The following is a 23816-nucleotide window of genomic DNA, read 5'->3' as shown; positions in this document are numbered from 1 at the left end:
GCCGAGTACGGCCGGGCGGCACACAGGAACTTTTGTACGTCGATGGAGGGGCAGAGACTCTATGTGCGGAATCGTCGGTTATATCGGTAAGCGTGATGTGGCTCCGCTGCTGCTGGAAGGCCTGCAGCGGCTGGAGTACCGGGGTTACGACTCCGCGGGCGTCGTCGTCAACAGCCCCAAGTCCGGGGCCCTGAAGATGGTCAAGGCCAAGGGCCGCGTCCGCGACCTGGAGGCCCGCGTCCCCAAGCGCTTCGCCGGCACCACGGGCATCGCCCACACCCGCTGGGCCACCCACGGCGCCCCCTCCGACGTGAACTCGCACCCGCACCTCGACCCCGAGAACCAGGTCGCCGTCGTCCACAACGGCATCGTCGACAACGCCGCCGACCTGCGCGCCAAGCTGGAGGCCGAGGGCGTCGTCTTCGCCTCCGAGACCGACACCGAGGTCATCACCCACCTGATCGCCCGCTCCGGCGCCGACTCCCTGGAGGAGAAGGTCCGCGAGGCGCTCAAGGTCATCGAGGGCACCTACGGCATCGCCGTGATGCACGCCGACTTCGCCGACCGCATCGTGGTCGCCCGCAACGGCTCCCCGGTCATCCTCGGCATTGGCGAGAAGGAGATGCTCGTCGCCTCCGACGTCGCCGCGCTGATCGCCCACACCCGCCAGGTCGTCACCCTCAACGACGGCGAGATGGCGACCCTGAAGGCCGACGACTTCCGGACGTACACGACCTCGGGCACGCAGACCAACGCCACCCCCGAGACCGTCGAGTGGGAGGCCGCCTCCTTCGACATGGGCGGCCACGACACGTACATGCACAAGGAGATGAGCGAGCAGGCCGAGGCCGTCGACCGCGTGCTGCGCGGCCGCATCGACGACCGGTTCTCGACCGTTCACCTCGGTGGCCTGAACCTGGACGCCCGCGAGGCACGCGGGGTGCGCCGCATCAAGATCCTCGGCTGCGGCACCAGCTACCACGCGGGCCTGATCGGCGCCGGCCTCATCGAGGAGCTGGCCCGCATCCCCGCGGACGCCGAGCCGGCCTCCGAGTTCCGCTACCGCAACCCGGTCGTGGACCCCGACACCCTGTACATCGCGGTCTCCCAGTCCGGTGAGACCTACGACGTGCTCGCGGCCGTGCAGGAGCTCAAGCGCAAGGGCGCCCGCGTCCTCGGCGTCGTGAACGTGGTCGGCTCGGCCATCGCCCGCGAGGCGGACGGCGGCACCTATGTGCACGCCGGGCCCGAGGTCTGCGTCGTGTCCACCAAGTGCTTCACCAACACGGTCGTCGCCTTCGCGCTGCTCGCCCTGCACCTCGGCCGCATCCGCGACCTGTCGGTGGCCGACGGCAAGCGGATCATCGAGGGCCTGCGCAAGCTGCCGGCGCAGATCGAGGAGATCCTGGCGATGGAGCCGGAGATCGAGAAGCTGGCCCAGGAGTACGCGGGCGCCCAGTCGATGATGTTCATCGGGCGCGTCCGGGGCTACCCGGTCGCCCTTGAGGCCTCCCTGAAGCTCAAGGAGATCTCCTACATCCACGCCGAGGCCTACCCCGCCTCCGAGCTGAAGCACGGCCCGCTCGCGCTGATCGAGCCCGCGCTGCCCACGGTCGCGATCGTCCCCAACGACGACCTCCTGGAGAAGAACCGCGCCGCCCTGGAGGAGATCAAGGCCCGCAGCGGCCGCATCCTCGCGGTCGCGCACCAGAACCAGGAGAAGGCCGACCACACCATCGTCGTGCCGAAGAACGAGGACGAGCTGGACCCGATCCTCATGGGCATCCCGCTCCAGCTCTTCGCGTACCACACGGCGTTGGCGATGGGCCGCGACATCGACAAGCCGCGCAACCTGGCCAAGTCGGTCACGGTCGAGTAGTCCGTACGCGTCCCGGCGCACAGCACTCGAAAGGGCGACCCCCGTCATCTCGACGGGGGTCGCCCCTGTGTGTGCCGGTGCTGCCCGGGCACCGGCCGCGGCTGCCGTTCAGCCGGTGGCCGTCACCCCCCGGCCGGCAGCGCGTCGGGGCAGGGCGGTCGGCCACTTGGCGAGCGCGGCCGTCGCCCCGTACCAGGCCACGGCGCCGGCGGCCACGGCCACCCAGCCGGCCGCCTTGCCGAGCGAGGAACTGGTGGCGAACTGGCCCACGGCGAGCAGCACCAGGGCCAGGCAGAGCAGTCCGTAGGTGCCCTGGCGCAGCAGCCCGGCACCGGCCGAGCCCGCCGCCAGGCTGAGCGCCAGAAGGGCGAAGAGGACCAGGAAGAGGCCTGCGGCGTTGGCCGAGAACTTGGTGTCCGCGCCGACCGCCCAGGTGAACCAGAAGGCACCGAGGCCGGCGAAGGCGGTGCCGGTGAACGCGTCCTGGTCCCGGAAGGCGAGGACGCCGAGGACGAACAGGCCGATGCCGCCGATGTAGGTGGCGATCGAGACCGAGTCGGCCACCGTCACGCCGTCGATCACGCGGGTGTTGCCGATGCCGAAGGCCAGCAGGGTGAGGCCGAGTGCGAGGTGACCGAGCGTGGAGGTGGTGCTTCCCGCGGGAACTTCGTTGTCCACGGCGGGCTCCCTTCATGTGCGCTTGTGCTGCTTCCCAGCGCCCCTTGTCTACCCTTCACAAGGGCACAATCCACCACCTACGCACGGGTAGATTCCCTATCGGGGCAAGGAAGTTGACGCTGGGTCAGACAAACCCCGGGCAGGTCACGACCCGGGCAACACCCGATTACGGGATGACGACGACGGGCCGCTGCGCGCGGCGCGCGAGGCGCCCGGCGACCGAGCCGAAGATCCGTCCGACGAGGCCGTGCGTGGAGCCCACCACGATGGCGTCCGCCGCGTACTCCCGCCCGACTTCTTCCAGTTCGTGGCAGATGTCGCCGCCGCGCTCCACCAGGATCCAGGGGACCTCGGCGAGATAGTCGGCGCAGGCGAGTTCGAGCCCGAGGACCTCGGTGCGGTGGTCGGGCACGTCCACGAAGACCGGTGGCTCGCAGCCCGCCCACACCGTGGTGGGGAGCCGGTTCGCCACGTGGACGATGATCAGCCCGGAGCCGGAGCGCTTGGCCATGCCGATGGCGTAGGCGAGGGCCCGCTCACTGGACGTAGAGCCGTCGAAGCCGACGACGACGCCGTGACGGAATGCGGGATCGCAGGAATGACGTGGTTCTGTCGCCGCCTGGAGGTCCGACGTGGGGTCGGCTACCTGCTTGCGGTCCGCGGGTTCGGAGAATTCGTGACCGGCCATGGGTGTCTCGGCGAAAGAGATCCTCAGTCGAGGGACAGCGGGGACTGGTGAGCAGCAACAACGAGTCGGCGGCGGAGTCGTGTCCGGGAATCATCTTCCCAACCCCATACCCCCAAGGGTACGGCGACACTCCTCTCCTGCCCAGAGCCGCCGAACCTACTCGGCGTTCCCCGGAGCATGCACGAGCCCGCCCCGGATGGCAATGCTCGATGCGCCCTACAGCAGTCCCCCTCGGGCCGGTCCCGGCCGCCGTATTGATGATCTTCCAGTGACCGGAGCGGCCGCTTCCGCGTTAGGCACGCGATCACCCCGACCCCGATCAGGAAGCACCTCCCGTGCCCCCTCCCCCGGTCGCCCACCCTTCCGCTCCCGCCGCGCCGTCCGGCTCCCGTCGCCGCCCGCCGTCCGCGGCCGAAACCGTACGTACCAACCGGTCCGTGAACGCCGAACCACTCTGGTCGGCCACCGCCCGTCCCCCGGCCGAGGCCGCCGGCGACGTCGTCCGCTGGGCCGCGTTCAGCTGTGTGCTCGTGCCCGTGGTGCTCGTCGTCTACGGGTCCTCGTTCGCCGGGGCGACGGGCTCCGCGCTGGGCCTGATGGCCGTGACGACGGTGTGCCGTCTGCTTCTCCGGCAGTCCGAACGGGCGGCCGCCGAGGAACGCGCCATGCGGTCGTTCCCCGCGCCCGCCCGACGCGGCCGGGCCGCGTCGGGCGGGCGGCACGGTGGGCGGCACGGCGGGGGCTGTACACCCGAAGGGTGATTCGTTCGCACACCTGGACCCGTATGTTTTCGGCCAACTTCCCCAGGTGGCGGATTCCTTGGGTAAATGGCCTGCCAACCCCCTTGCCACCAGGGGAGAAAGGACCAATGCGGCCTCTGGCACCATACGGGTACGGGCCATCCCTATGAGGCGCACTTCCCCTACGGGGCCCACGAGTGAAACGCTTCGTGATCGAAAGCTTCGCGCCAAGTTGCCTTGTCGACATAGCGCTGGGTGCCGGACTTGTCACGCCGGCGCCACGGGACGCAGTAGATTCGATCATGCGTATCGAAGGCTGGGGACTCGTGCAAAACCGAGGGGAAAAGTGCAGGAGCGACAGGCCCGACAAGAACGGGGAGCCGCGAACACCGAGGGGGGCTTAGCGCCATGAGCCAGGACTCCGCTGCCGCATCACCGGAGACCGCAAGGAAGCTGGCCGGCCGCCGACGCCGGGAAGTCGTCGCCGTACTGCTGTTCAGTGGCGGCCCCATCTTCGAAAGTTCCATTCCGCTCTCCGTATTCGGAATCGACCGACAGGACGCGGGAGTTCCGCGTTACAGGCTGCTGGTGTGTGCCGGTGAGGAAGGACCCCTGCGGACCACAGGGGGACTCGAACTCACCGCGCCCTACGGCCTGGAAGCCATCAGCAGGGCGGGAACGGTGGTGGTGCCCGCGTGGCGTTCCATCACCTCGCCGCCCCCCGCGGCCGCGCTCGACGCGCTGCGCCGCGCACACGAGGAAGGGGCAAGGATCGTCGGGCTGTGCACCGGCGCGTTCGTGCTCGCCGCGGCCGGTCTGCTCGACGGCCGCCCGGCGACGACGCACTGGATGTACGCGCCGACACTGGCCAAGCGGTATCCATCGGTGCACGTGGATCCGAGGGAGCTCTTCGTCGACGACGGGGACGTGCTCACCTCGGCCGGGACCGCGGCCGGAATCGATCTCTGTCTGCACATCGTGCGGACGGACCACGGCAGCGAGGCGGCCGGTGCGCTGGCCCGCCGACTGGTCGTGCCGCCGCGCCGCAGCGGTGGGCAGGAGCGTTATCTCGACCGGTCTTTACCGGAGGAGATCGGCTCCGACCCGCTGGCCGAGGTCGTCGCCTGGGCGCTGGAGCACCTCCACGAGCAGTTCGACGTGGAGACCCTGGCCGCGCGGGCGTACATGAGCCGCCGCACCTTCGACCGTCGTTTCCGCTCGCTGACCGGGTCGGCCCCCCTCCAGTGGCTGATCACCCAGCGGGTCCTGCAGGCCCAGCGTCTGCTGGAGACGTCCGACTACTCCGTGGACGAGGTGGCGGGCCGCTGCGGCTTCCGCTCCCCGGTCGCGCTGCGCGGGCACTTCCGCCGCCAGCTCGGCTCGTCCCCGGCGTCCTACCGCGCGGCCTACCGGGCCCGTCGTCCGCAGCCGGAACCCAGCCCGGGTCCCGTCGCGGTGCCGATGCCCGCTCCGGTGCCGGAGACCGTACCGTCCCAGGCGCTTCCCCAGGCCAGGCGGACGGCGGCCGCGAGTGTGGTGGGGCCGTCCGCGACCTCGCACACCGGGCCGGAGCCGGGGAAACCCAGCTCCGATCTGTACGCCTCCGGGTACACCGGTGGCCGTCCGAGTCTGCCCGGTCAGCGGAGTGCCCCGTAGGGTAAGACGCATGAACGACCGCATGGTGTGGATCGACTGCGAGATGACCGGGCTCTCGCTGGCGGACGACGCACTCATCGAGGTGGCCGCACTGGTCACCGACTCGGAGCTGAACGTACTCGGTGAAGGGGTGGACATCGTGATCCGTCCCCCGGACGCCGCGCTGGAGACCATGCCGGAGGTGGTGCGCACCATGCACACCTCCTCCGGGCTCCTCGACGAGCTGGCCGGCGGCACCACGCTGGCCGACGCCGAGGAGCAGGTCCTCGCGTACGTACGTGAACACGTCAAGGAGCCGGGCAAGGCGCCGCTGTGCGGAAACTCGGTCGGTACCGACCGGGGCTTCCTCCTGCGGGACATGCCGAGCCTGGAGTCCCACCTCCACTACCGGATCGTGGACGTGTCCTCCGTGAAGGAGCTCGCCCGCCGCTGGTATCCGCGGGCGTACTTCAACAGCCCGGACAAGAACGGCAACCACCGGGCGCTCGCGGACATCCGTGAATCCATCGCGGAGCTCCGTTACTACCGGGAGGCGGTCTTCGTGCCGCAGCCGGGCCCGGACTCGGACACCGCGAAGACCATCGCGGCGAAGTACGTCCTGCCTGCGGAGTAGCGCTCCACAGGGGGTCCGGGAGGGTGCCTCGAAACTTGTGCACGAGCACCCTCCCGAACCCTGTACACTTTTTCTCGGCCGGTAGGGAAGCCCCCAGGGACTTCTCAAGACCACAACAGTCCGGTCATGCATGGTGGGTATAGCTCAGCTGGTAGAGCACCTGGTTGTGGTCCAGGATGTCGCGGGTTCGAGTCCCGTTACTCACCCTGATGGAAGAAGGCCCGGGCCGCGCAAGCGGTTCGGGCCTTCTTCGCGTACCGCCTCCTTCACCGAGGTCCGCCGTACGCGCGCGTACGGAACTACGAGGAGGCCCGCACCACCAGTTCCGTCGGCAGCACCAGGCTCGGCCGGGTCGGGGTGGTGGCGGATATCTCGGCGAGGAGCAGCTCGGCCATCGCGCGGCCCATCTCCTCGATCGGCTGGCGGACGCTGGTCAGCGGCGGGTCCATGTGGCGGGCTATCGACGAGTCGTCGAAGCCGATCAGAGCGGTGTCCTCGGGGATGCGACGCCCGTGGTCGCGCAGCACCTGGCGGGCGCCGGAGGCCATCACGTCCGAGGCGGCGAAGACCGCGTCGAGGCCGGGGGCGCGGGCCAGGAGCTCGGCCATGGCACGGCGGCCGCCCTCCTCGGTGAAGTCGGCGTGCGCGGCCAGTTCGTCGAGGCCCGCGTCCGCGAGGGCGGCCCGGTAGCCGTCCAGCCGCCGTCGCGCTCCGTACACGTCCAGCGGCCCGGTGATCGTCGCTATCGTGCGCCGGCCGCCGGCCACCAGGTGGGCGACGGCGGCGCGGGCGCCCTCGAAGTTGTCGGAGTCGACCGAGGCGAGCGGCTCGTCCTCGGAGCGCCGGCCGCTGATGACGACCGGGATGCCGAGCTGTTCGAGCAGCTCGGGCAGCGGGTCGTCGGCGTGCACGGAGACCAGCAGGACGCCGTCGACGCGGTGCGAGGCGAGGTACTGGGCGAGCCTGCGCCGCTCCCGGTCGCCGCCGACCAGGGTGAGCAGGAGCTGCATCTCGGTGTCGGCGAGGGCGGCCCCGACCCCGCGCACGATGTCGGAGAAGTACGGCTCGGCGAAGAACCGGGCCTCGGGCTCCGGGACCACCAGGGCGATCGCGTCGGTGCGGTTGGCGGCGAGCGCGCGGGCCGCCCTGTTGGGTACGTAGCCGAGTTCGGCCACGGCGGCCTCGACGGCGGCGCGGGTCTCCTCGCTGACCCGGGGCGAGCCGTTGATCACCCGGGAGACGGTTCCCCGGCCGACTCCGGCCCGTGCCGCCACTTCCTCAAGGGTGGGCCGCCCCGCGCTCCGGGCCCTGACCGTGCGGGCTGCTGTCACGTCTGCCTCCCCAACTCGCGCAACTGACGGTGAAAGTAACAGCCCCCGCCGGACGGAGAACGTCATCCCCTGCCGTTGCGCGGTCCCTTGACAGTCCAACAGGGAGCCGCGAACCTTCAACACATCACGGCTGGGAGCGCTCCCACAGTAGTAGGTCCTTACACCTTCCGCATCCCTTCCGCCCGCGCCGACCCGCCTCAACTGGCTTGGCCCGGACGACAGTTGGAGGAAGCAATGCGCACGCGTACACGTATGTCCAGGCGGCTGGCGGCCCTCGCGGCCGTGGCCGCGCTCGGTACCGGGCTGCTCGCCGGCTGCGCCGACGACGGGAAGTCCCCGGCGGCCGACGGCTCGTCGGCGGGCGGCGGCGGGGGCGGCGGCAAGACCGTCCTGACCGTCGGCGTCTTCGGCGCCTTCGGCCTGAAGGAGGCCGGGCTCTACGACGCGTACATGAAGCTCCATCCCGACATCGAGATCAAGCAGACCTCGATCGAGCGGAACGAGAACTACTATCCGCAGCTCCTGACCCATCTCGGTTCGGGCAGCGGGCTCGCAGACATCCAGGCCGTCGAGGTCAGCAACATCGCGGAGGTCACATCGACCCAGAGCGGCAAGCTGGAGGACCTCTCCAAGGCGTCCGGCGTGAACAAGGACGACTTCCTGCCGTGGAAGTGGGCGGAGGCCACCACCAAGGACAGCAGGACGGTGGGTCTCGGCACCGACATCGGCCCGACCGGCATCTGCTACCGCAAGGACCTGTTCGCGAAGGCCGGTCTGCCGACCGACCGGGACGCGGTGGGCAAGCTGTGGGCGGGCGACTGGAACAAGTACCTGGAGGTGGGGCGGCAGTACAAGGCGAAGGCCCCTTCGGGCACCGCCTTCGTGGACGCCGCCTCCGGCGTCCTGAACTCGATCACCGGGTCGAGCGCCACCCGCTACTACGACGCCGACGGCAAGGTCGTCTACAAGACCAACCCGGCCGTCAAACAGGCCTGGGACACCGCGGCCGCGTTCGCGACCGACGGTCTGACCGCCAAGCTCCAGCAGTTCCAGCCGACCTGGGACCAGGGCTTCGCCAACGCCTCCTTCGCCACCGTCTCCTGCCCGGCCTGGATGCTCGGCTACATCCAGGACAAGGCGGGCGCCGCCGGCAAGGACCAGTGGGACGTGGCCGCCGCCCCCAAGCCCTCCAACTGGGGCGGCTCCTTCCTCACCGTGCCGTCCGCCGGCAAGCACAAGGCCGAGGCCGCCAAGCTCGCCGCCTGGCTGACCGCGCCCGCCCAGCAGGCCGTCCTGTTCGAGAAGCGCGGCAGCTTCCCGAGCGCCAAGGCGGCGTACGCCCTGCCCGCGGTCGGGAACGCCAAGCACGCCTACTTCGGCAACGCGCCGATCGGCCAGATCTTCGCCAAGGCCGCCGAGGGCACCCCGGTGCAGTTCCTCGGCCCGAAGGACCAGATCATCCAGCAGAACCTCTCCGACATCGGGATGCTCCAGGTCGAGCAGAAGGGCAAGTCGCCGCAGCAGGGCTGGGACGCCGCGGTGAAGGCGATCGACAACGCTCTGGACCAGTGACGATGGCGAGCGACACCACCGCCGCCGTGCCCTCCCCCGCCCCCGGCGGGCAGGAGGGCACGGCCCCCGCCCGGGCCCGCGCCGACGAGCGGCGCAGCCGCCGCTACCGGCGGGACATGCGCTGGAGCCCGTACGCGCTGATCGCGCCCTTCTTCGTGTTCTTCGCGGCCTTCGGCCTCTTCCCGCTGCTCTACACCGGCTGGGCCTCGCTGCACCAGGTCGAACTGACCTCGCCGAACGACATGACGTGGGTGGGCCTGAGGAACTTCTCGCGGCTGCTCTCGGACGACTTCTTCTGGAACGCGCTGCGCAACACCGTCACCATCGGCATCCTCTCCACCGTGCCGCAGCTGCTCATCGCGCTCGGCATCGCGCATCTGCTCAACTACAAGCTGCGCGGCTCGATGTTCTTCCGGGTCGCCGTCCTCACCCCGTACGCCACCAGCGTGGCGGCCGCGACGCTGGTGTTCGTGCTGCTCTTCGGGCGCGACTACGGAATGATCAACTGGGCGCTCGGGCTCGTCGGGTTCGACCACGTGGACTGGCAGAACGGCGGCTGGGCCCCTCAGTTCGCCGTCTCCACCATCGTCGTGTGGCGCTGGACCGGCTACAACGCGCTGATCTATCTGGCCGCGATGCAGGCGGTACCCGCCGATCTGTACGAGTCGGCCGCGCTCGACGGGGCCTCGCGGTGGCAGCAGTTCCGGCACGTGACGATCCCGGCGCTGCGCCCGACGATCCTGTTCACGGCAGTCGTCTCGACGATCGGCGCGACCCAGCTGTTCGGTGAGCCGCTCCTGTTCAACGGCTCCGCGGGCGCCACCGGCGGCTCGGACCACCAGTTCCAGACGCTCGGCCTGTACCTGTACGAGCAGGGCTGGGTGAACCTGCACCTGGGCCGGGCCTCGGCGATCGCCTGGGCGATGTTCCTGATCCTGCTCCTCATCGGCGCGGTGAACTGGCTCGTCTCCCGCAAGTTGCGGAAGGGGATGATGAGTTGAGGGCCCAGCGCGCCGGACGCCAGCTGCACGGCGGCCGGCTCACCTACGCCGTACTGACCGTGTTCACCGCAGGATCGCTCTTCCCGCTGATCTGGACGGCGGTCGCCGCCTCCCGTACCAACACCCGGCTCGCGCAGACGCCGCCGCCGTTCTGGTTCGGCTCCAACCTGTTCAGGAACCTCCGGATCGCCTGGACCGACGCCAACATGGGCACGGCCCTGCTCAACACGACGATCGTCGCGGGCTCGATCGCGGCCGGCACGGTCTTCTTCTCCACCCTGGCCGGCTTCGCCTTCGCCAAGCTGCGCTTCCGCTTCAAGAATCTCCTGCTGATCCTGGTGATCGGCACGATGATGGTGCCGCCGCAGCTCAGCGTCGTCCCGCTGTACATGCTGGTCGCCAAGCTGTCGTGGACCGACCAGCTCCAGGCGGTCATCCTGCCGACCCTGGTCAGCGCGTTCGGGGTGTTCTTCATGCGGCAGTACCTGGTGGAGGCGCTGCCGACCGAGCTGGTCGAGGCCGCCCGGGTGGACGGGGCGAGCAGCTGGCGGGTGGTGTGGCACATCGTGTTCCCGGTGGCCAGGCCCGCGATGGCGGTGCTCGGGATGCTGAGCTTCGTGATGGCGTGGAACGACTTCTTCTGGCCGATCATCGCGCTGACCCAGAACGGCAGCCCCACCGTCCAGGTGGCCCTCACCGGGCTCGGCCGCGGCTACATCCCCGACCAGTCGGTCATCATGGCCGGCGCCCTGCTCGGCACGCTGCCGCTGCTGCTCGCGTTCGTCCTGTTCGGGCGCCAGATCGTGGGCGGGATCATGCAGGGCGCGGTCAAGGGCTAGCCCCCTTCGGCCCCGGGGAGTCCCTCGGCGGCCTCAAGTCCCCTTACCCATCAGCTCGTTGGGAGTGCCGTATGTCCGACCGCTTTCCGCCCGGGTTCCTCTGGGGCGCCGCCACCTCCGCCTACCAGATCGAGGGGGCGGTGGCCGAGGGCGGCCGCACCCCGTCGATCTGGGACACCTTCAGCCACACCCCGGGCCGGACCGACGGCGGGGACACCGGGGACGTGGCCGTGGACCACTACCACCGGATGCGCGAGGACGTCGCGCTGATGGCTGACATGGGGCTCACCGCGTACCGGTTCTCGGTGTCCTGGTCGCGGGTGCAGCCCACCGGGCGCGGGCCCGCCGTCCAGCTCGGCCTCGACTTCTACCGGCGCCTGGTCGACGAGCTGCTCGACCACGGCATCCAGCCCGCGCTCACCCTTTACCACTGGGACCTGCCCCAGGAACTGGAGGACGCGGGCGGCTGGCCGGCCCGGGACACCGCCCACCGGTTCGCCGAGTACGCGGCGCTCGTCGGGGCCGCGCTCGGCGACCGGGTCGAGCACTGGATCACCCTCAACGAGCCCTGGTGCAGCGCCTTTTTGGGGTACGCCTCCGGAGTGCACGCACCCGGCCGCACCGAACCGGCAGCCTCGCTGCGCGCCGCCCACCACCTCAACCTGGCGCACGGCGAGGCGACTTCGGCGCTGCGCGCGGTGCTTCCCGCGCGCAACCAGGTCGCGGTGAGCCTCAACTCGGCCGTCATCAGGCCGCTTTCACCGGACCCGGCGGACCTGGCCGCGGTGCGCAGGATCGACGACCTGGCCAACGGGATCTTCCACGGGCCGATGCTGCACGGCGCGTATCCGGCGAACCTGTTCGCGGACACAGCCCCGGTCACCGACTGGTCCTTCGTGCACGACGGCGATCTGCGCGCGATCCAGCAGCCGCTGGACGCGCTCGGCCTCAACTACTACACGACCTCACTGGTGTCGGCGGCCGACTCCGGGCAGGCCGACGCCCGCGCCGACGGGCACGGGGCGAGCGCGCACTCGCCCTGGCCGGGGGCCACCTCGGTCGCCTTCCACCAGCCGCCGGGCGAGCGCACCGCGATGGGCTGGACCATCGACCCGTCGGGCCTGTACGACCTGCTCCTTCGCTACACCAAGGAGGCTCCGGGCCTGCCGCTCCTGGTCACCGAGAACGGCGCGGCCTGCGACGACGGGCCGGGCCCCGACGGATCGGTGCACGACCCGGACCGGATCGGCTATCTGCACGACCACCTCGCGACGGTCCGCCGGGCGATGGAGGCCGGCGCGGACGTGCGCGGCTACTACCTGTGGTCCCTGATGGACAACTTCGAGTGGTCGTTCGGGTACGGCAAGCGGTTCGGCGCGGTGTACGTGGACTACGCGACCCTTGCGCGCACCCCGAAGTCGAGCGCCCGCTGGTACGCGGAGCTGGCCCGAACGGGTGAACTACCGGCGGCGCCCGGGGCCTGACACCACGGCAGGAGCGGCAAGGGGGCGACGGCGGGGCGGCGGACCGGGGTGCCGCCGCCCCCGTCCGCTGTTAATTTCGCCTTTATGCACCTTGTGTCCATATGCGACCGAGTCGTTCCGTATGCCTCACGTGCCCCCCGGCTCGGCTGAGCCGCGATGGGCATCCTCAAGGACCACCCGGAGCTCGCCCTCTTCCTCTGCCTCGCGCTTGGCTACCTCGTCGGCAAGCTGCGGGCGGGACCCATCACGCTCGGCGGCATCTGCGGCACCCTGATCGTGTCGCTCCTGATGGGCGCCTGGGCCAAGGTGCAGGTCTCCGGTGACGTCAAGACGGTCTTCTTCGCCCTGTTCATCTTCTCGCTCGGCTATCTCGCGGGGCCGCAGTTCTTCGCCAACCTCAACCGCGGCAGCCTGCGCTTCTTCACGCTGTGCCTGATCGAGCTGGTCTGCGTCCTCGGCATCGCCTTCGGCCTGGCCAAGGCCTTCGGGCTCGACGTCGGCACCGCGTCCGGCATCCTGGCCGGCGCCGCCACCGAGTCCGCGGTCGTCGGCACCGCCACCGAGGCCATCGGCAAGCTCGGCGGCCTCAGCGCGGCCCAGGTCAGCGACTACCAGGGCCATGTCGCCACCGCGTACACGGTCTGCTACCTCTTCGGCCTCATCACCATCGTCATCTACACCAGCCAGATCATGCCGATGATGCTGCGCATCAACCTGCGGGACGCATCCCGGCAGCTGTGGGAGAAGATGCGCGGCGGCGGGGGCGAGCACGGCCTGGAGGCGGACGAGCGCGAGGCGCTGCCCGGCCTGGTGGGCCGCACCTACCTGGTGACGACGGCCGACGGGCGCACCATCGGCGACCTGGAGTCCTCACTCGACGGCCGGATCACCATCGAGGCTCTGCGCCGCGGCAGCCGCGCCATCACCCCGGAGCCCCATGTCGAGCTGACCCTGTCCGACCTCGTGCTCGTGGTCGGACGGCGGGCCAACACCATCGAGGCGGGCCGTGAGATCGGCCCCGAGACGCCCGGCATCCCGGGCCTCGACTCGCCGCTGGCCACCGCCCAGGTCGCGATGACCGAGAAGTCCGCCGACGGCAAGAGCCTCGACCAACTCCAGCGCACCCACCCGGAGTTCATCAAGCAGGGCGTGTACGTCACCGACGTGATCCGCAACGACCAGCACCTGCCCGCGACCCCGGACACCGTGCTGCGGCGCGGTGACGTCCTCACGCTGGTCGGTGCCCGGTCCGGGCTCAACAAACTGGTCGCGAAGATCGGCGCCGCGGTCAAGAACGACGCCACCGACTTCATCTACCTGGGCCTGGGCATCGTCTGTGGCTCGCTCCTCGGCCAGATCGTGGTCCGGGCCGGCGACATCCCGCTCTCGCTCGGCACCGGCGGCGGCTGCCTGATCTCCGGTCTCGTCTTCGGCTGGTTCCGCTCCCGCAAACAGACCTTCGGCGCGTTCCCGCCGCAGGCCGCGACCACCCTGAAGGACATGGGCCTGGCGGTCTTCATCGCCTGCACCGGCCTGGTGTCGGGGCCGCAGGCCTGGCCGCTGCTCAAGCAGTACGGGGCGTTGCTCCCGTTCGCCGGGATCGCGATGGTGCTGATCCCCGCCACCCTGTCGCTGCTGGTCGGACGCACGCTGCTGAAGATCGAGAAGCCGCTCCTGATCGGCGCCATCGCGGGCCAGCAGTGCTCGACGCCCGCCATCACTTCCATCACCCAGGTCGCCCAGAGCTCCGTACCGATGCTCGGCTACACCATCACGTACACGCTCTCGAACTTCCTGCTGCCCCTGACCGGTCCGGTCCTCGTCGGCGTCCTCGGAGCCTGAACATGATCGATTTCATCAACCGGAACATCTTCCAGCCGCACCCCGAGCTCCTGGTGTTCGTCACCATCGCGCTCGGCTTCCTGCTCGGGAAGGTCCGCTACAAGGCGATCGGGCTCGGCGCGGTCACCGGCTGTCTGATCGTGGGCCTGTTCCTCGGCGCCCAGTTCAAGGTGCCGATCGACGCGACCGTGAAGAACCTCTTCTTCACGATGTTCCTGTTCGCGCTCGGCTACCGGGTCGGCCCGCAGTTCTTCCGCGGCCTGAAGAAGGACGGCCTGCCGCAGGTCGCCAACGCGCTGATCGTCTGCGTCACCGGCCTGCTGGTGTCCTGGGGCCTCGCGTCGATGCTCGGGTACGGGCCCGGGCTCTCGGCCGGGCTGCTCGGCGGCGGGCTCACCCAGTCCGCCGTGATCGGCGTCGCCCAGGACGCCATCGGCAACCTGCCGGGCCTCAGCCCCGCCCAGGTCAAGAGCGAGGAGAACCTCGTCGCCATCGGTTACGCGGTCTGCTACCCGCTCGGCACCGTGTGCGCGGCGCTGCTCCTGGCCTCGGTGCTGCCGCGGCTCTACCGCAAGGACCTCGCCGCGGAGAGCGCCAAGCTCGCCCAGGAGCTGGACGCGCCCGGAAACGACCCCGACCTCGGCGCGGGTTACTACGAGGTGGTGCTGCGCGCCTACAAGGTGGAGCGCCCCGACATCGTCGGGCGCACCATCGACGACTTCGAGCAGCAGCAGAAGCAGCTCGGCCGCCGCGTCTACATCACCGCGGTGCGGCGCGACGGCACCGTGCTCCAGCACGACCAGCAGACGGTCCTGCACTCGGGCGACACCGTCGCCATCAGCGCGATCCGCGGCGACCTCGTCACCTACGACGCCCGCACCCACATCGGCGGCGAGAGCGACGACGTGGAGCTGCTCGGCTACCAGACCGAGACCCTGCACGTGGTGGCCTCCGAGAAGGCCCAACTGGGCAAGACCATCGGCGAGTTGCGGCAGGAGCCGTTCATGGTCGGGGTGTACGTGGACAAGCTGTACCGCTCGGGCACCGAGTTCCCCTACCGGCTCTCCACCCCGGTGGAGCGCGGCGACACCCTCATCCTGACCGGGCCCAAGCGGCTGGTGGGCCCGGCCGGCAAGGCGATCGGCAAGCCGGTGCCGACCAGCTTCGCCACCGACATGGTGTGGGTGGGCCTGGGCATCTTCCTCGGCGCCCTGATCGGCATCCCGGCCCTGAAGGCGGGCGGCGTCCCGATCTCGCTGTCCACCTCGGGCGGTGCGCTGATCATGGGTCTGGTCTTCGGCTGGATCCGCTCCAAGTACCCGACGTACGGCAATGTCCCGCCCGGCGCCCAGTGGTTCATGGACACCCTCGGGCTCTGCCTGTTCATCGCGGTGGTCGGCATCAACGCAGGGCCCGGTTTCACCAGTGGCCTGTCCACGGCGGGCTGGACCCTGCTGCTGTGGGGCGTGGTGGTCACCGTCGTGCCGCTGCTCGTCGGCTTCCTGGTGGGCCACTACATCCAGAAGATCCGCTTCCCCATCCTGATGGGCGTCCTGGCGGGCGGCGAGACCACGACCGCCGCGTTCGGCGCGGTCAACGAGGCGTCCAGATCGCAGATTCCCACGCTCGGCTACACGATCCCCTACGCGATGAGCAACGTGCTGCTCACCATCTGGGGTGCCGTGATCATCCTCCTCAACCACTGACGTCCTCAACTGCTCACACACGTAAGGAAGTCCCGTGCCCAAGACCACCTTCACCCGTGAGGAAATCCAGTCCTTCGCCCAGCTCTCCCCGTTCGAGCTGAAGGACAAGTTCATCCAGATCGCCCAGGCGGTACAGGAGGACGAGCCCGGCCAGAAGGAGAAGTCGGCACGGCAGATGCTCAACGCGGGCCGCGGCAACCCGAACTGGGTGGCCACCGGACCCCGCGAGGCCTTCTACGCGCTCGGCTACTTCGCCCTCTCGGAGTCCCGCCGGGTGTGGACCGCCGACAACCTCGGCGGCATGCCGGAGAAGCAGGGCGCGGCCGCCCGCTTCGACGCGTACGTGCGCCAGCACCCGGACCTGCCCGGCATCGAGCTTCTGGAGAAGTGCATCGCGTACGCCGTCGAGCGGTTCGGCTTCGACCGGGACGAGTTCGTGCACGAGCTCACCGACAGCTCGATCGGCGACAACTACCCGGTGCCGGACCGGATGCTGGTGCACGCCGAGAAGATCGTGCGCGGCTACCTCGCCGACGAGATGTTCGACAAGCGGCCGCCGCAGGACAACCTGTCGCTGTTCGCGACCGAGGGCGGCACGGCGGCCATGTGCTACATCTTCGACTCCCTGATGAAGAACGGCGTCCTGAAGAAGGGCGACCGGATCGCCCTGATGGTGCCGGTGTTCACGCCGTACATCGAGATCCCCGAACTCGACACCTACGAGTTCGACGTGGTGCGCGTCGAGGCGAGCCTGTTCACCGAGACCGGGGTGCGCGAGTGGCGCTATCCCGCCGAGGAGGTCGCCAAGCTCGCGGACCCGAGCGTGAAGCTGGTGTGCCTGGTCAACCCGTCCAACCCGCCCTCGCTGGCGCTGAGCGACCGGGTCTCCCAGCAGATCGGGGAGATCGTGGCCGGGCCGAACCCGAACCTCCTGATCGTCACCGACGACGTGTACGGCACGTTCGTGGAGGGCTTCCGCTCGATCGCCGCCGAGGTGCCGCGCAACACCCTGCTCGTCTACTCGTACTCCAAGCACTACGGCTGCACCGGGCACCGGCTCGGGGTGATCGGACTGCACGACGACAACGTGATCGACGAGCTGATCGCCGCGCTGCCGCGGTCCGAGAAGGAGCGCCTGGACAAGCGGTACGGGACGCTCAGCCTGGAGCCGTCGAAGATCAGGTTCATCGACCGGCTCGTCGCCGACTCGCGGCAGGTCGCCCTCAACCACACCGCGGGCCTCTCACTGCCGCAGCAGGTCATGATGAGCCTGTTCTCGCTGTTCGACCTCCTGGAGGAGGGCCAGGCGTACAAGCACCGCATCCGCGCGATCGTCAACCAGCGGCTCGAACTCCTGCTTGAGGGAGCCCAGATGAAGATCGCGGACGATCCGAAGCGGGCCGGGTACTACATCGAGCTCGATCTGCTCGCCGAGGCCGAGCGCGTCCACGGCAAGGACTTCGCGGCCTTTCTGGAGAAGAACTACGAGCCGGTCGACCCGCTGTTCCGGCTCGCCGAGCAGACCAGCGTGGTGCTGCTCAACGGCGGCGGCTTCGAGGGCCCCGAGTGGTCGGTGCGGGTCTCGCTCGCGAACCTCGACGACCTGGACTACCTGAAGATCGGCCACCACCTGCGGGCGATCTTCAACGACTACGCGGAGGAGTGGCGGACGTCGAGGGTGTGAGACGGGCGCGGGGCTTGAACCTCACGCGGCGTGAGGATGCACAGTGACGGCATGAGCACATCCACCTGGAAGGTGGGCCCCCTGGCCGAGGCCGCGGGGCTCACCGTCCGCACGCTGCACCACTGGGACGCCATCGGGCTGCTGTCCCCGTCGCGCCGTACACCGGCCGGGCACCGGGAGTACACCGAGGACGACGTCGGGCGCCTCTACCAGGTGCTCGCCCTGCGCGGCCTGGGCCTCGAACTCGACACCATCGCCCGCTGCCTGGACGCGGGCCTCGATCCGGCCCGGGTCCTGCGCGACCACCGCGAGAGCGTCGAGGCCCAGCTCGCGGCGCTCACCACCCTGCGGGACCGGCTCGCGGGCATCGAGGAGGCGCTGGCCGGCGGCCGGCCCCCGACGACCGCCGCGGTCCTCGACGCACTGCGCGCCACCGGCGCCGCGGAAGGCGCGGTGCGCCGCCATCTCGACGACGACCAGCTGCGGGCCCTCGCCCGGCACGGCGCTGCGGCCGGACCGGCCGCGCACTACCTGCTGGAGGTCGAGTGGCCCGAACTGTACCGGCGCGCCGAGGAGTTGAGGCTCGCGGGAACCGAGCCGACCGACCCCCGGGTACGCGGGCTCGTGGCCCGGATGGACGAGCTGAGCGCCCTGTTCAGCGGCGGCGACCGGACGCTCTCGGCGGGCGTACGGGCCGCGTGGCGCGAGGACCCGGCGGCGCTGTCCGGGGACGCGTCGGCGCGGCCGGGTCAGTGGGACGCGCTGGCGGACTACCTGGAGGCGGCGCGATGAAGGGGATGAACGTGAACCGGTACTCGCTCCTGCCCTTCCTGCTGATCGTGCTGCCGCTCGTGTGCGCGCTCGCGGCGTTCGGGGTGATCGGGTGGGGCGTGGTGGCCGCCGTAGTGGTGGCGGTGGGGGTACTGGCCCTGGTGGCGAAGGCACACTGAGGCGCCCCGGCCGACGTGGGGGAAGGTGCATACCGGCCGGGACGCTGGTTCAGTGGGGCCCAAGGGCCCTTCCGCGGTGGCTACTTGTAGGCGGCGAAGGCCTTGCTGAAGGCGAGCGGCTCCTGGGTGATCGAGGAGCAGGTGGGGTCGGCGGAGTTCTTGGCGCCGCCGGGGCACTCCTGGTCACGGGCGCCGGACCACATCGAGAGCCAGCCCAGGCCCTTGGACTTCGCGAAGTCGACGAGCTGGGTGGCGTCGGCGACGGTGAACTTCTCGACGTTGACGTCGTTGACGCCGATCATCGGCGTGACCGCGACGGCCTTCCAGGCGGCGGCGTCCGAAAGACCCAGAACTCCCTTGATCTGCGCCTGGGTCGCCGTGGCGGCCTGGATCGCGTAGTCGCCCATGTCGCCGCTGTAGGACGGCCCGTAGTCCATCGCCATGATGTTGACGGCGGACACCTTGACGCCGTTCTTCTTGGCATCGGCGACGAGGTCGACGCCGGGCTGGGTCAGACCCTCCGGCATCACCGGCAGCGTGAAGGAGACGTCGAGCCCGGGGTGGGACTGCTGCAGCTTCGCGACGGCCTGGGCGCGGCGGGCGTTGGCCGCGGTGTCCGGCAGAGCCGCGCCCTCGATGTCGAAGTCCACCTTGGTGAGCTTGTACGCGTCGATGACCTTGCCGTACGCGGCGGCCAGCTCGTCGGCGCTCTTGCAGACCAGGCCCAGTTCGGAGCCGGAGGCGCCGCCGAAGGAGACCCGGACGTCACCGCCCTTGGCGCGCAGCGCGCCGATCTGCGAAGCGACCTTGTCGCCCGGCAGGTCGGTGACCCCGCCCCACAGCGGGGTGCAGCCCCCGCCCGAGGTGACGAAGGCCAGGTTGAACTGCTTGACGCCGGTCTTGTCGGCGGTGCCGGCGAGGTCGTACGTCGGGTAGAGCGAGGTGTCCACGAACGGCGCGAAGCCCGCACCGCCCGCGGTGCCGCCGCCTCCGGAGGACGTCTTGCTCGGGGTGGGTATCGCGGTGGGGGTGGCCGTCTTGGAGGGCTGCGACGTCGGCTTGGTGGTGGGCTTGCCGCTCGCCGACGGGGAGGGCTTCGCGGTGGGCTGTCCGGTGGGGCGGCCGCTGGGCTGCGGGGTGGCGCCGGTGTCGACCGAACACTTCTCCTGGTCGATGAGACAGCCGGTCGGGTCGCCCGCGGCGCCGCTCGCGGAGGTGACGAAGCCGATGGTCACCGACTTGCCCGCGGCGAGGCCGCCCTTGTTCCAGCTCGGGGGCTTCACGGTGACGTGCTGTCCCTTGACCGTCTGGTCACCGTTCCAGAGGGAGGCGAGGGTGGTCCCGGTGGGCAGGTCGAACTCCAGGGTCCAGTCGGAGAGCGCCTTGCCGCTGTCGTTGGTGATGACGTACTGCCCGGTGTAACCACCGGTCCAGCTGCTGGTCTTGGTGTACGCCGCGCCGACCGAGGCAGCCTGGGCGGTGCCGGTGAGCGCGAAGGCTCCGCCACCGACGACCGCCGCGGCGACGAGGCCGCCGATCACCTTGGTCTTGCCGCTCGCCCTGCGCCGGTGCGTACTGGTGCCCATGCCGTGCCTGCCTCTGCGTTGCGGGGTTTTCTGGGGTGCGGGCAGCACGCTAGCCCGGTGGATCCGGACAAATGCCCAGTACTGGGCGGGGCTTGGGGATCTTAGGCTCCCCTTAAGGATGCGATGGGGGGAGGTTAAGCCCGGGTCCCCTGGGGCTCCGCCCCAGACCCCGGGGGTTTGCCCTGCGGCGGGGTTGCATCGACTGACCCCTGGGGCTCCGCCCCAGACCCCAGGGGTTTGCCCACCCGCCCGCCCGTCACTCGGGGTTGGTTGGGTTCCGGGCCCCTGGGGCTGCGCCCCAGACCCCGGGGGGCTTGCCCACCCTCCCGCCCGTGCGGCGGGTTGCATCGGCTGAGCCCTGGGGCTGCGCCCCAGACCCCTGCGGGGGCTCCGCCCCCTGCACCCCCGTTCGCGCCTGAACGGCGCTCGTCCTCAAACGCCGGACAGGCTGTAGGTGCCCCAGCACCGAGTCTTTCAGGGGCGCGAGGAACTGCGCGAAAAGCGACCACGGCGCGAGGCCAACGTCGGGTTTTTGGGGCGCGAGGAACTGCGCGAGCAACCACCCACGGCCCGAGGACGTAAACGGGTTTCAGGGGCGCGAGGAACTGCGCGACCAGCCACGCACGGCCCGCGGACGTAAACGGGTTTCAGGGGCGCGGGGAACTGCGCAAAAAAGCGAGCACGGTGCGCGCCCGAACCACCGGGCCCGGGGCGCAGCTCCGAAAGCTCTCCCGGCCCTCCCCACCCCCGGAGGGTTGCGGGAAGGGGCGGGGAGGGGCAAAAAAACCGGGGTCTGGGGCGGAGCCCCAGGGCCGGGCCTCGCGGGGCTAGGCGGACACGCCCCGGCGGCGGAGGCGGTGGCTGCGGCGGGTCGGGGCGGGACGGCCGAGCCCGATCCAGAGCCGGACCTCCGTGCCGCCCAGCACGGAGTGGCCGATCCGGACGTCGCCCCCCGTCGACTCCGCGACCCGGCGGACGATGTCGAGGCCGAGCCCGGTCGAGCCGGGCCGCCCCCCGCTGTTGCCCCGGGCCAGCGCCGCCCGGGGATCGGAGATGCCCGGGCCCGCGTCGGAGACGAGCACGATCACCGCGTCCTCCCCGTTGTGGACGTCCACCGAGAACGCCGTCCCCTCCGGCGTGTGCCGGAACACGTTGCCGAGCAGCGCGTCGAGCACGGCCACGAGATCGGTCCGGGCGACCGGGATGCGCACGGGCCGGTCCACCCCGGCGAGCCGCACCTCGCGCCCCTCGTCCTCGGCGAGCGCGGACCAGAACTCCATCCGCTCCAGGATGACTTCGCAGGCGTCGCAGCCGGCACCCGGCCCGGCCGGCTGTGTCTTGGGCTTGGCCTCGCGCGCCGTGCGGATGATCGTGTCGACCTCCCGCTCCAGCTGCTCGACCGCCGCCCGGGTCTGGTCGGCCGCGGGCCCGTCCCCGAGCGAGGCCGCGTTCAGGCGGAGCACGGTGAGCGGCGTGCGCAGCCGGTGCGAGAGGTCGGCCGCCAACTCGCGCTCGTTCGCGAGGAGTTGGACGACCTGGTCGGCCATCGAGTTGAACGCGACGGCCGCCGAGCGCAGTTCGGTGGGCCCCTCCTCGGGCACCCGCGCCCCGAGCTTGCCCTCGCCGAGGTCCTGCGCCGCGCCCGCGAGCCGCTGGGCCGGGCGGACCATCCGTACGCCGAGCCGGTCGGCGACCGCCACGGAGCCGATGATCAGGCCGATGCCGACGCCCGCGAGGACCAGCCAGGCCGTCGCCACTCCGTTGGTGACCTCGGCCTCCGGTACGAACACCTCGACGATGGCGATCTGGCCGGAGCTCAGCGCGGTCGGCTGGAGGAGGGTCGAGCCGCCCGAGACGTCCGATATCGAGGCCTTGATCACTTTCCGGGTGGCCACGAGGTCCTTGTCCGCGGCCCGCTGCGTGCCGATGTCCACCGGCCCGCTGCCGGGCACGGCCGGGTCCGCCGGGACGTGCACCGCCATCCGGTTCTCGGCGCCTGACTGGGTGGAGGCGACCGCCCGCTCCAGGGCGTCGCGGTCGGTGGTGATGGACAGCGTCGGCCCGATCGCCGCGGCCTGCCGCTCCGCGTTGGAGAACGCCCGGTCGCGGGCCATCTCCTTGATGACCATGCCGAGCGGCACCGCGAAGGCGACCACGACCATCACGGTGACCGCGAGACAGACCTTGACCAGCGCCCATCTCATCGCGGCGGCTCCAGCTTCACGCCGACGCCCCGCAGGGTGTGCAGATAACGGGGCCGGGCGGCCGTCTCGCCCAACTTCCGCCGCAGCCAGGACAGATGGACATCAATGGTCTGGTCGTCGCCGTACGACTGCTGCCACACCTCGGCGAGCAGCTCCTTGCGCGGCACGACCACGCCGGGCCGCCCGGCGAGGAAGGCGAGCAGGTCGAACTCCCGCCGCGTCAGGTCCAGTTGAGCGCCGTCGAGTTCGGCCTGGCGGCGCAGCGGGTCGACGCGGAGCCCGCCGACCTGGAGCACCCGCGAGGGCGGTTCGGCCCCGGCCGCGGCACGCGCCCGGCGCAGCACGGCGGCCATCCGCGCGGAGAGGTGCTCCACGGAGAACGGTTTGGTGAGGTAGTCGTCGGCGCCGTCGTTGAGCAGCCGCACGATCTCCGTCTCGTCGTCCCGCGCGGTCGCGATGATCACCGGTACGTCGGTGATGCCGCGCAGCATCTTCAGCGCCTCGGACCCGTCCAGATCGGGCAGCCCGAGGTCCAGGATGACCACGTCGAAACGGAAATGGGCCACTTCGCGCAGCGCCTCAAGTGCCGTGCCGACGCTCCGTACCGTGTGGGAGGCCTCGGCGAGGTGGCGGATGAGGGCGGAGCGGACAAACTGGTCGTCCTCGACCACGAGCACACTTGCCATGGCCCGCACCGTACGCCATCCGGAGGACCGGAGTCCCCCGCGGGAGTGGAGTCGGCGCTGGTGGGACACGGGTGGGGCTCGTGGTGCAGTATGGCCCGGATGCACAGAGGACTCGTACACGGTTTGGCGTGGTCGCTCGCCACCGGAGCTTCGGTGACGCTCTCCTGGTGGGGCGTCCACACGGTGATGGCCGGCACGGCGTACGACCCGCCCCGCGCGCTGCCGATCAGCGCCGACGCGCGCGCCAACCAGGGCTCGTCGCCGGACGCGTCGTCGACCCACCGGCCCCAGGAGACCCCGCCCTCGCCGACGCCTTCCGCGTCCCAGAAGCCGTCGAAGAGCCCCGGGAGCGGGAAGCCGCCGAGCAGCCGCGCCCCCTCGTCCGAGCCGTCCGGCGGCAAGCCACCCTCGGCGTCCGACAGTTCGGGCAATCCGGCCAATTCAGGCGCGGTGCAGGGCTACAACGTGGCGGGCGGCCGGGTCGTCTTCGATCTCGGTGAGACCTCGGCCCAACTGGTCTCTGCGACGCCCGCGTCCGGCTGGCGCATGGACCGCTGGATACAGACGGAGTGGATACGGGTCACCTTCACGCGCGGCAGCGAGACCGTGTCGGTGTTCTGCACCTGGAACGGCCATCCGCCCTCGGTGGAGATCAACAACACCTGACCGGGCGGCCC

The 23816-nt window shown here is 70.5% G+C and carries 20 protein-coding genes and 1 tRNA gene; 15 read left to right on the top strand and 6 right to left on the bottom strand.

Features of this window, described 5'->3' with window-relative positions; all coding sequences use genetic code 11:
- The first annotated feature begins 61 nt into the window (after positions 1-61).
- Positions 62-1879 carry a glutamine--fructose-6-phosphate transaminase (isomerizing) gene (gene glmS / locus IE267_RS30860; protein ID WP_161254604.1) on the top strand — a complete coding sequence of 606 codons (1818 nt, stop codon included), beginning with the start codon at positions 62-64 and terminating at the stop codon, positions 1877-1879.
- Between the two features lie 108 nt (positions 1880-1987).
- Here glmS and IE267_RS30855 read toward each other — a convergent pair whose 3' ends face one another.
- On the bottom strand, positions 1988-2557 hold the full coding sequence (locus IE267_RS30855; protein ID WP_100578419.1) for a GPR1/FUN34/YaaH family transporter: 570 nt from the start codon (positions 2555-2557) through the stop codon (positions 1988-1990).
- Between the two features lie 166 nt (positions 2558-2723).
- Positions 2724-3245 carry a universal stress protein gene (locus IE267_RS30850; RefSeq protein WP_114036721.1) on the bottom strand — a complete coding sequence of 174 codons (522 nt, stop codon included), beginning with the start codon at positions 3243-3245 and terminating at the stop codon, positions 2724-2726.
- A 437-nt stretch (positions 3246-3682) separates the two neighbouring features.
- Here IE267_RS30850 and IE267_RS30845 point away from each other — a divergent pair, with 437 nt between their 5' ends.
- The 4 genes from IE267_RS30845 to IE267_RS30830 all read left to right on the top strand — a co-directional run bounded on the left by IE267_RS30845 (position 3683) and on the right by IE267_RS30830 (position 6460).
- On the top strand, positions 3683-4006 hold the full coding sequence (locus IE267_RS30845) for a hypothetical protein (RefSeq protein ID WP_189765432.1): 324 nt from the start codon (positions 3683-3685) through the stop codon (positions 4004-4006).
- 387 nt (positions 4007-4393) lie between these two features.
- Complete coding sequence (locus IE267_RS30840; RefSeq protein ID WP_161254613.1) at positions 4394-5641, top strand: helix-turn-helix domain-containing protein; 1248 nt, start codon at positions 4394-4396, stop codon at positions 5639-5641.
- A 10-nt stretch (positions 5642-5651) separates the two neighbouring features.
- The gene (orn, locus tag IE267_RS30835) at positions 5652-6254 is read left to right on the top strand and encodes an oligoribonuclease (protein ID WP_161254616.1); all 603 of its coding nucleotides are present in this window, start codon (positions 5652-5654) and stop codon (positions 6252-6254) included.
- A 133-nt stretch (positions 6255-6387) separates the two neighbouring features.
- A tRNA-His gene (locus IE267_RS30830) sits at positions 6388-6460 on the top strand.
- A 93-nt stretch (positions 6461-6553) separates the two neighbouring features.
- On the opposite strand, the gene IE267_RS30825 is transcribed toward IE267_RS30830, so the two are convergent.
- Positions 6554-7585 carry a LacI family DNA-binding transcriptional regulator gene (locus IE267_RS30825; protein ID WP_229861501.1) on the bottom strand — a complete coding sequence of 344 codons (1032 nt, stop codon included), beginning with the start codon at positions 7583-7585 and terminating at the stop codon, positions 6554-6556.
- 252 nt (positions 7586-7837) lie between these two features.
- On the opposite strand from IE267_RS30825, the gene IE267_RS30820 reads away from it, so the two are divergent.
- From IE267_RS30820 to IE267_RS30780, 9 genes are all read left to right on the top strand, one after another.
- On the top strand, positions 7838-9157 hold the full coding sequence (locus IE267_RS30820) for an ABC transporter substrate-binding protein (protein ID WP_229861500.1): 1320 nt from the start codon (positions 7838-7840) through the stop codon (positions 9155-9157).
- 2 nt (positions 9158-9159) lie between these two features.
- Complete coding sequence (locus IE267_RS30815) at positions 9160-10158, top strand: carbohydrate ABC transporter permease (RefSeq protein WP_189765485.1); 999 nt, start codon at positions 9160-9162, stop codon at positions 10156-10158.
- On the top strand, positions 10116-10997 hold the full coding sequence (locus tag IE267_RS30810) for a carbohydrate ABC transporter permease (RefSeq protein WP_189765484.1): 882 nt from the start codon (positions 10116-10118) through the stop codon (positions 10995-10997). The genes IE267_RS30815 and IE267_RS30810 overlap by 43 nt, the downstream gene beginning before the upstream one ends.
- A 71-nt stretch (positions 10998-11068) precedes the next feature.
- The gene (locus IE267_RS30805) at positions 11069-12481 is read left to right on the top strand and encodes a GH1 family beta-glucosidase (RefSeq protein WP_189765431.1); all 1413 of its coding nucleotides are present in this window, start codon (positions 11069-11071) and stop codon (positions 12479-12481) included.
- Positions 12482-12637: 156 nt separating this feature from the next.
- Positions 12638-14323, top strand: a complete 1686-nt coding sequence (gene aspT, locus IE267_RS30800; protein ID WP_167153051.1) for an aspartate-alanine antiporter — start codon at positions 12638-12640, stop codon at positions 14321-14323.
- A gap of 2 nt (positions 14324-14325) precedes the next feature.
- Positions 14326-16029, top strand: coding sequence for an aspartate-alanine antiporter (aspT, locus tag IE267_RS30795; protein WP_167153050.1), 1704 nt, complete (start codon positions 14326-14328; stop codon positions 16027-16029).
- Positions 16030-16063: 34 nt separating this feature from the next.
- Complete coding sequence (locus IE267_RS30790; RefSeq protein WP_189765430.1) at positions 16064-17713, top strand: bifunctional aspartate transaminase/aspartate 4-decarboxylase; 1650 nt, start codon at positions 16064-16066, stop codon at positions 17711-17713.
- Between the two features lie 51 nt (positions 17714-17764).
- Positions 17765-18505, top strand: coding sequence for a MerR family transcriptional regulator (locus tag IE267_RS30785; protein ID WP_189765429.1), 741 nt, complete (start codon positions 17765-17767; stop codon positions 18503-18505).
- Positions 18506-18516: 11 nt separating this feature from the next.
- A complete protein-coding gene (locus tag IE267_RS30780; protein WP_189765428.1) occupies positions 18517-18663 on the top strand; it encodes a hypothetical protein in 147 nt (48 codons plus the stop codon).
- A gap of 80 nt (positions 18664-18743) precedes the next feature.
- On the opposite strand, the gene IE267_RS30775 is transcribed toward IE267_RS30780, so the two are convergent.
- From IE267_RS30775 to IE267_RS30765, 3 genes are all read right to left on the bottom strand, one after another.
- Positions 18744-20249, bottom strand: a complete 1506-nt coding sequence (locus tag IE267_RS30775) for a cellulose binding domain-containing protein (RefSeq protein ID WP_189765427.1) — start codon at positions 20247-20249, stop codon at positions 18744-18746.
- A gap of 827 nt (positions 20250-21076) precedes the next feature.
- Complete coding sequence (locus tag IE267_RS30770; RefSeq protein ID WP_161252090.1) at positions 21077-22453, bottom strand: sensor histidine kinase; 1377 nt, start codon at positions 22451-22453, stop codon at positions 21077-21079.
- Positions 22450-23139: a response regulator transcription factor gene (locus tag IE267_RS30765; protein WP_161252092.1), complete on the bottom strand. Its 690-nt coding sequence runs from the start codon at positions 23137-23139 to the stop codon at positions 22450-22452. The genes IE267_RS30770 and IE267_RS30765 overlap by 4 nt, the downstream gene beginning before the upstream one ends.
- A 99-nt stretch (positions 23140-23238) precedes the next feature.
- Here IE267_RS30765 and IE267_RS30760 point away from each other — a divergent pair, with 99 nt between their 5' ends.
- Complete coding sequence (locus tag IE267_RS30760; protein ID WP_189765426.1) at positions 23239-23805, top strand: superantigen-like protein SSL4; 567 nt, start codon at positions 23239-23241, stop codon at positions 23803-23805.
- Positions 23806-23816 lie beyond the last annotated feature (11 nt).

The sequence above is a fragment of the Streptomyces xanthochromogenes genome (genome assembly GCF_014650455.1).
Classification (GTDB): domain Bacteria; phylum Actinomycetota; class Actinomycetes; order Streptomycetales; family Streptomycetaceae; genus Streptomyces; species Streptomyces xanthochromogenes.
Note: the sequence above shows the minus strand (reverse complement) of the source record. Positions and strands in the feature narration are given on the sequence as shown.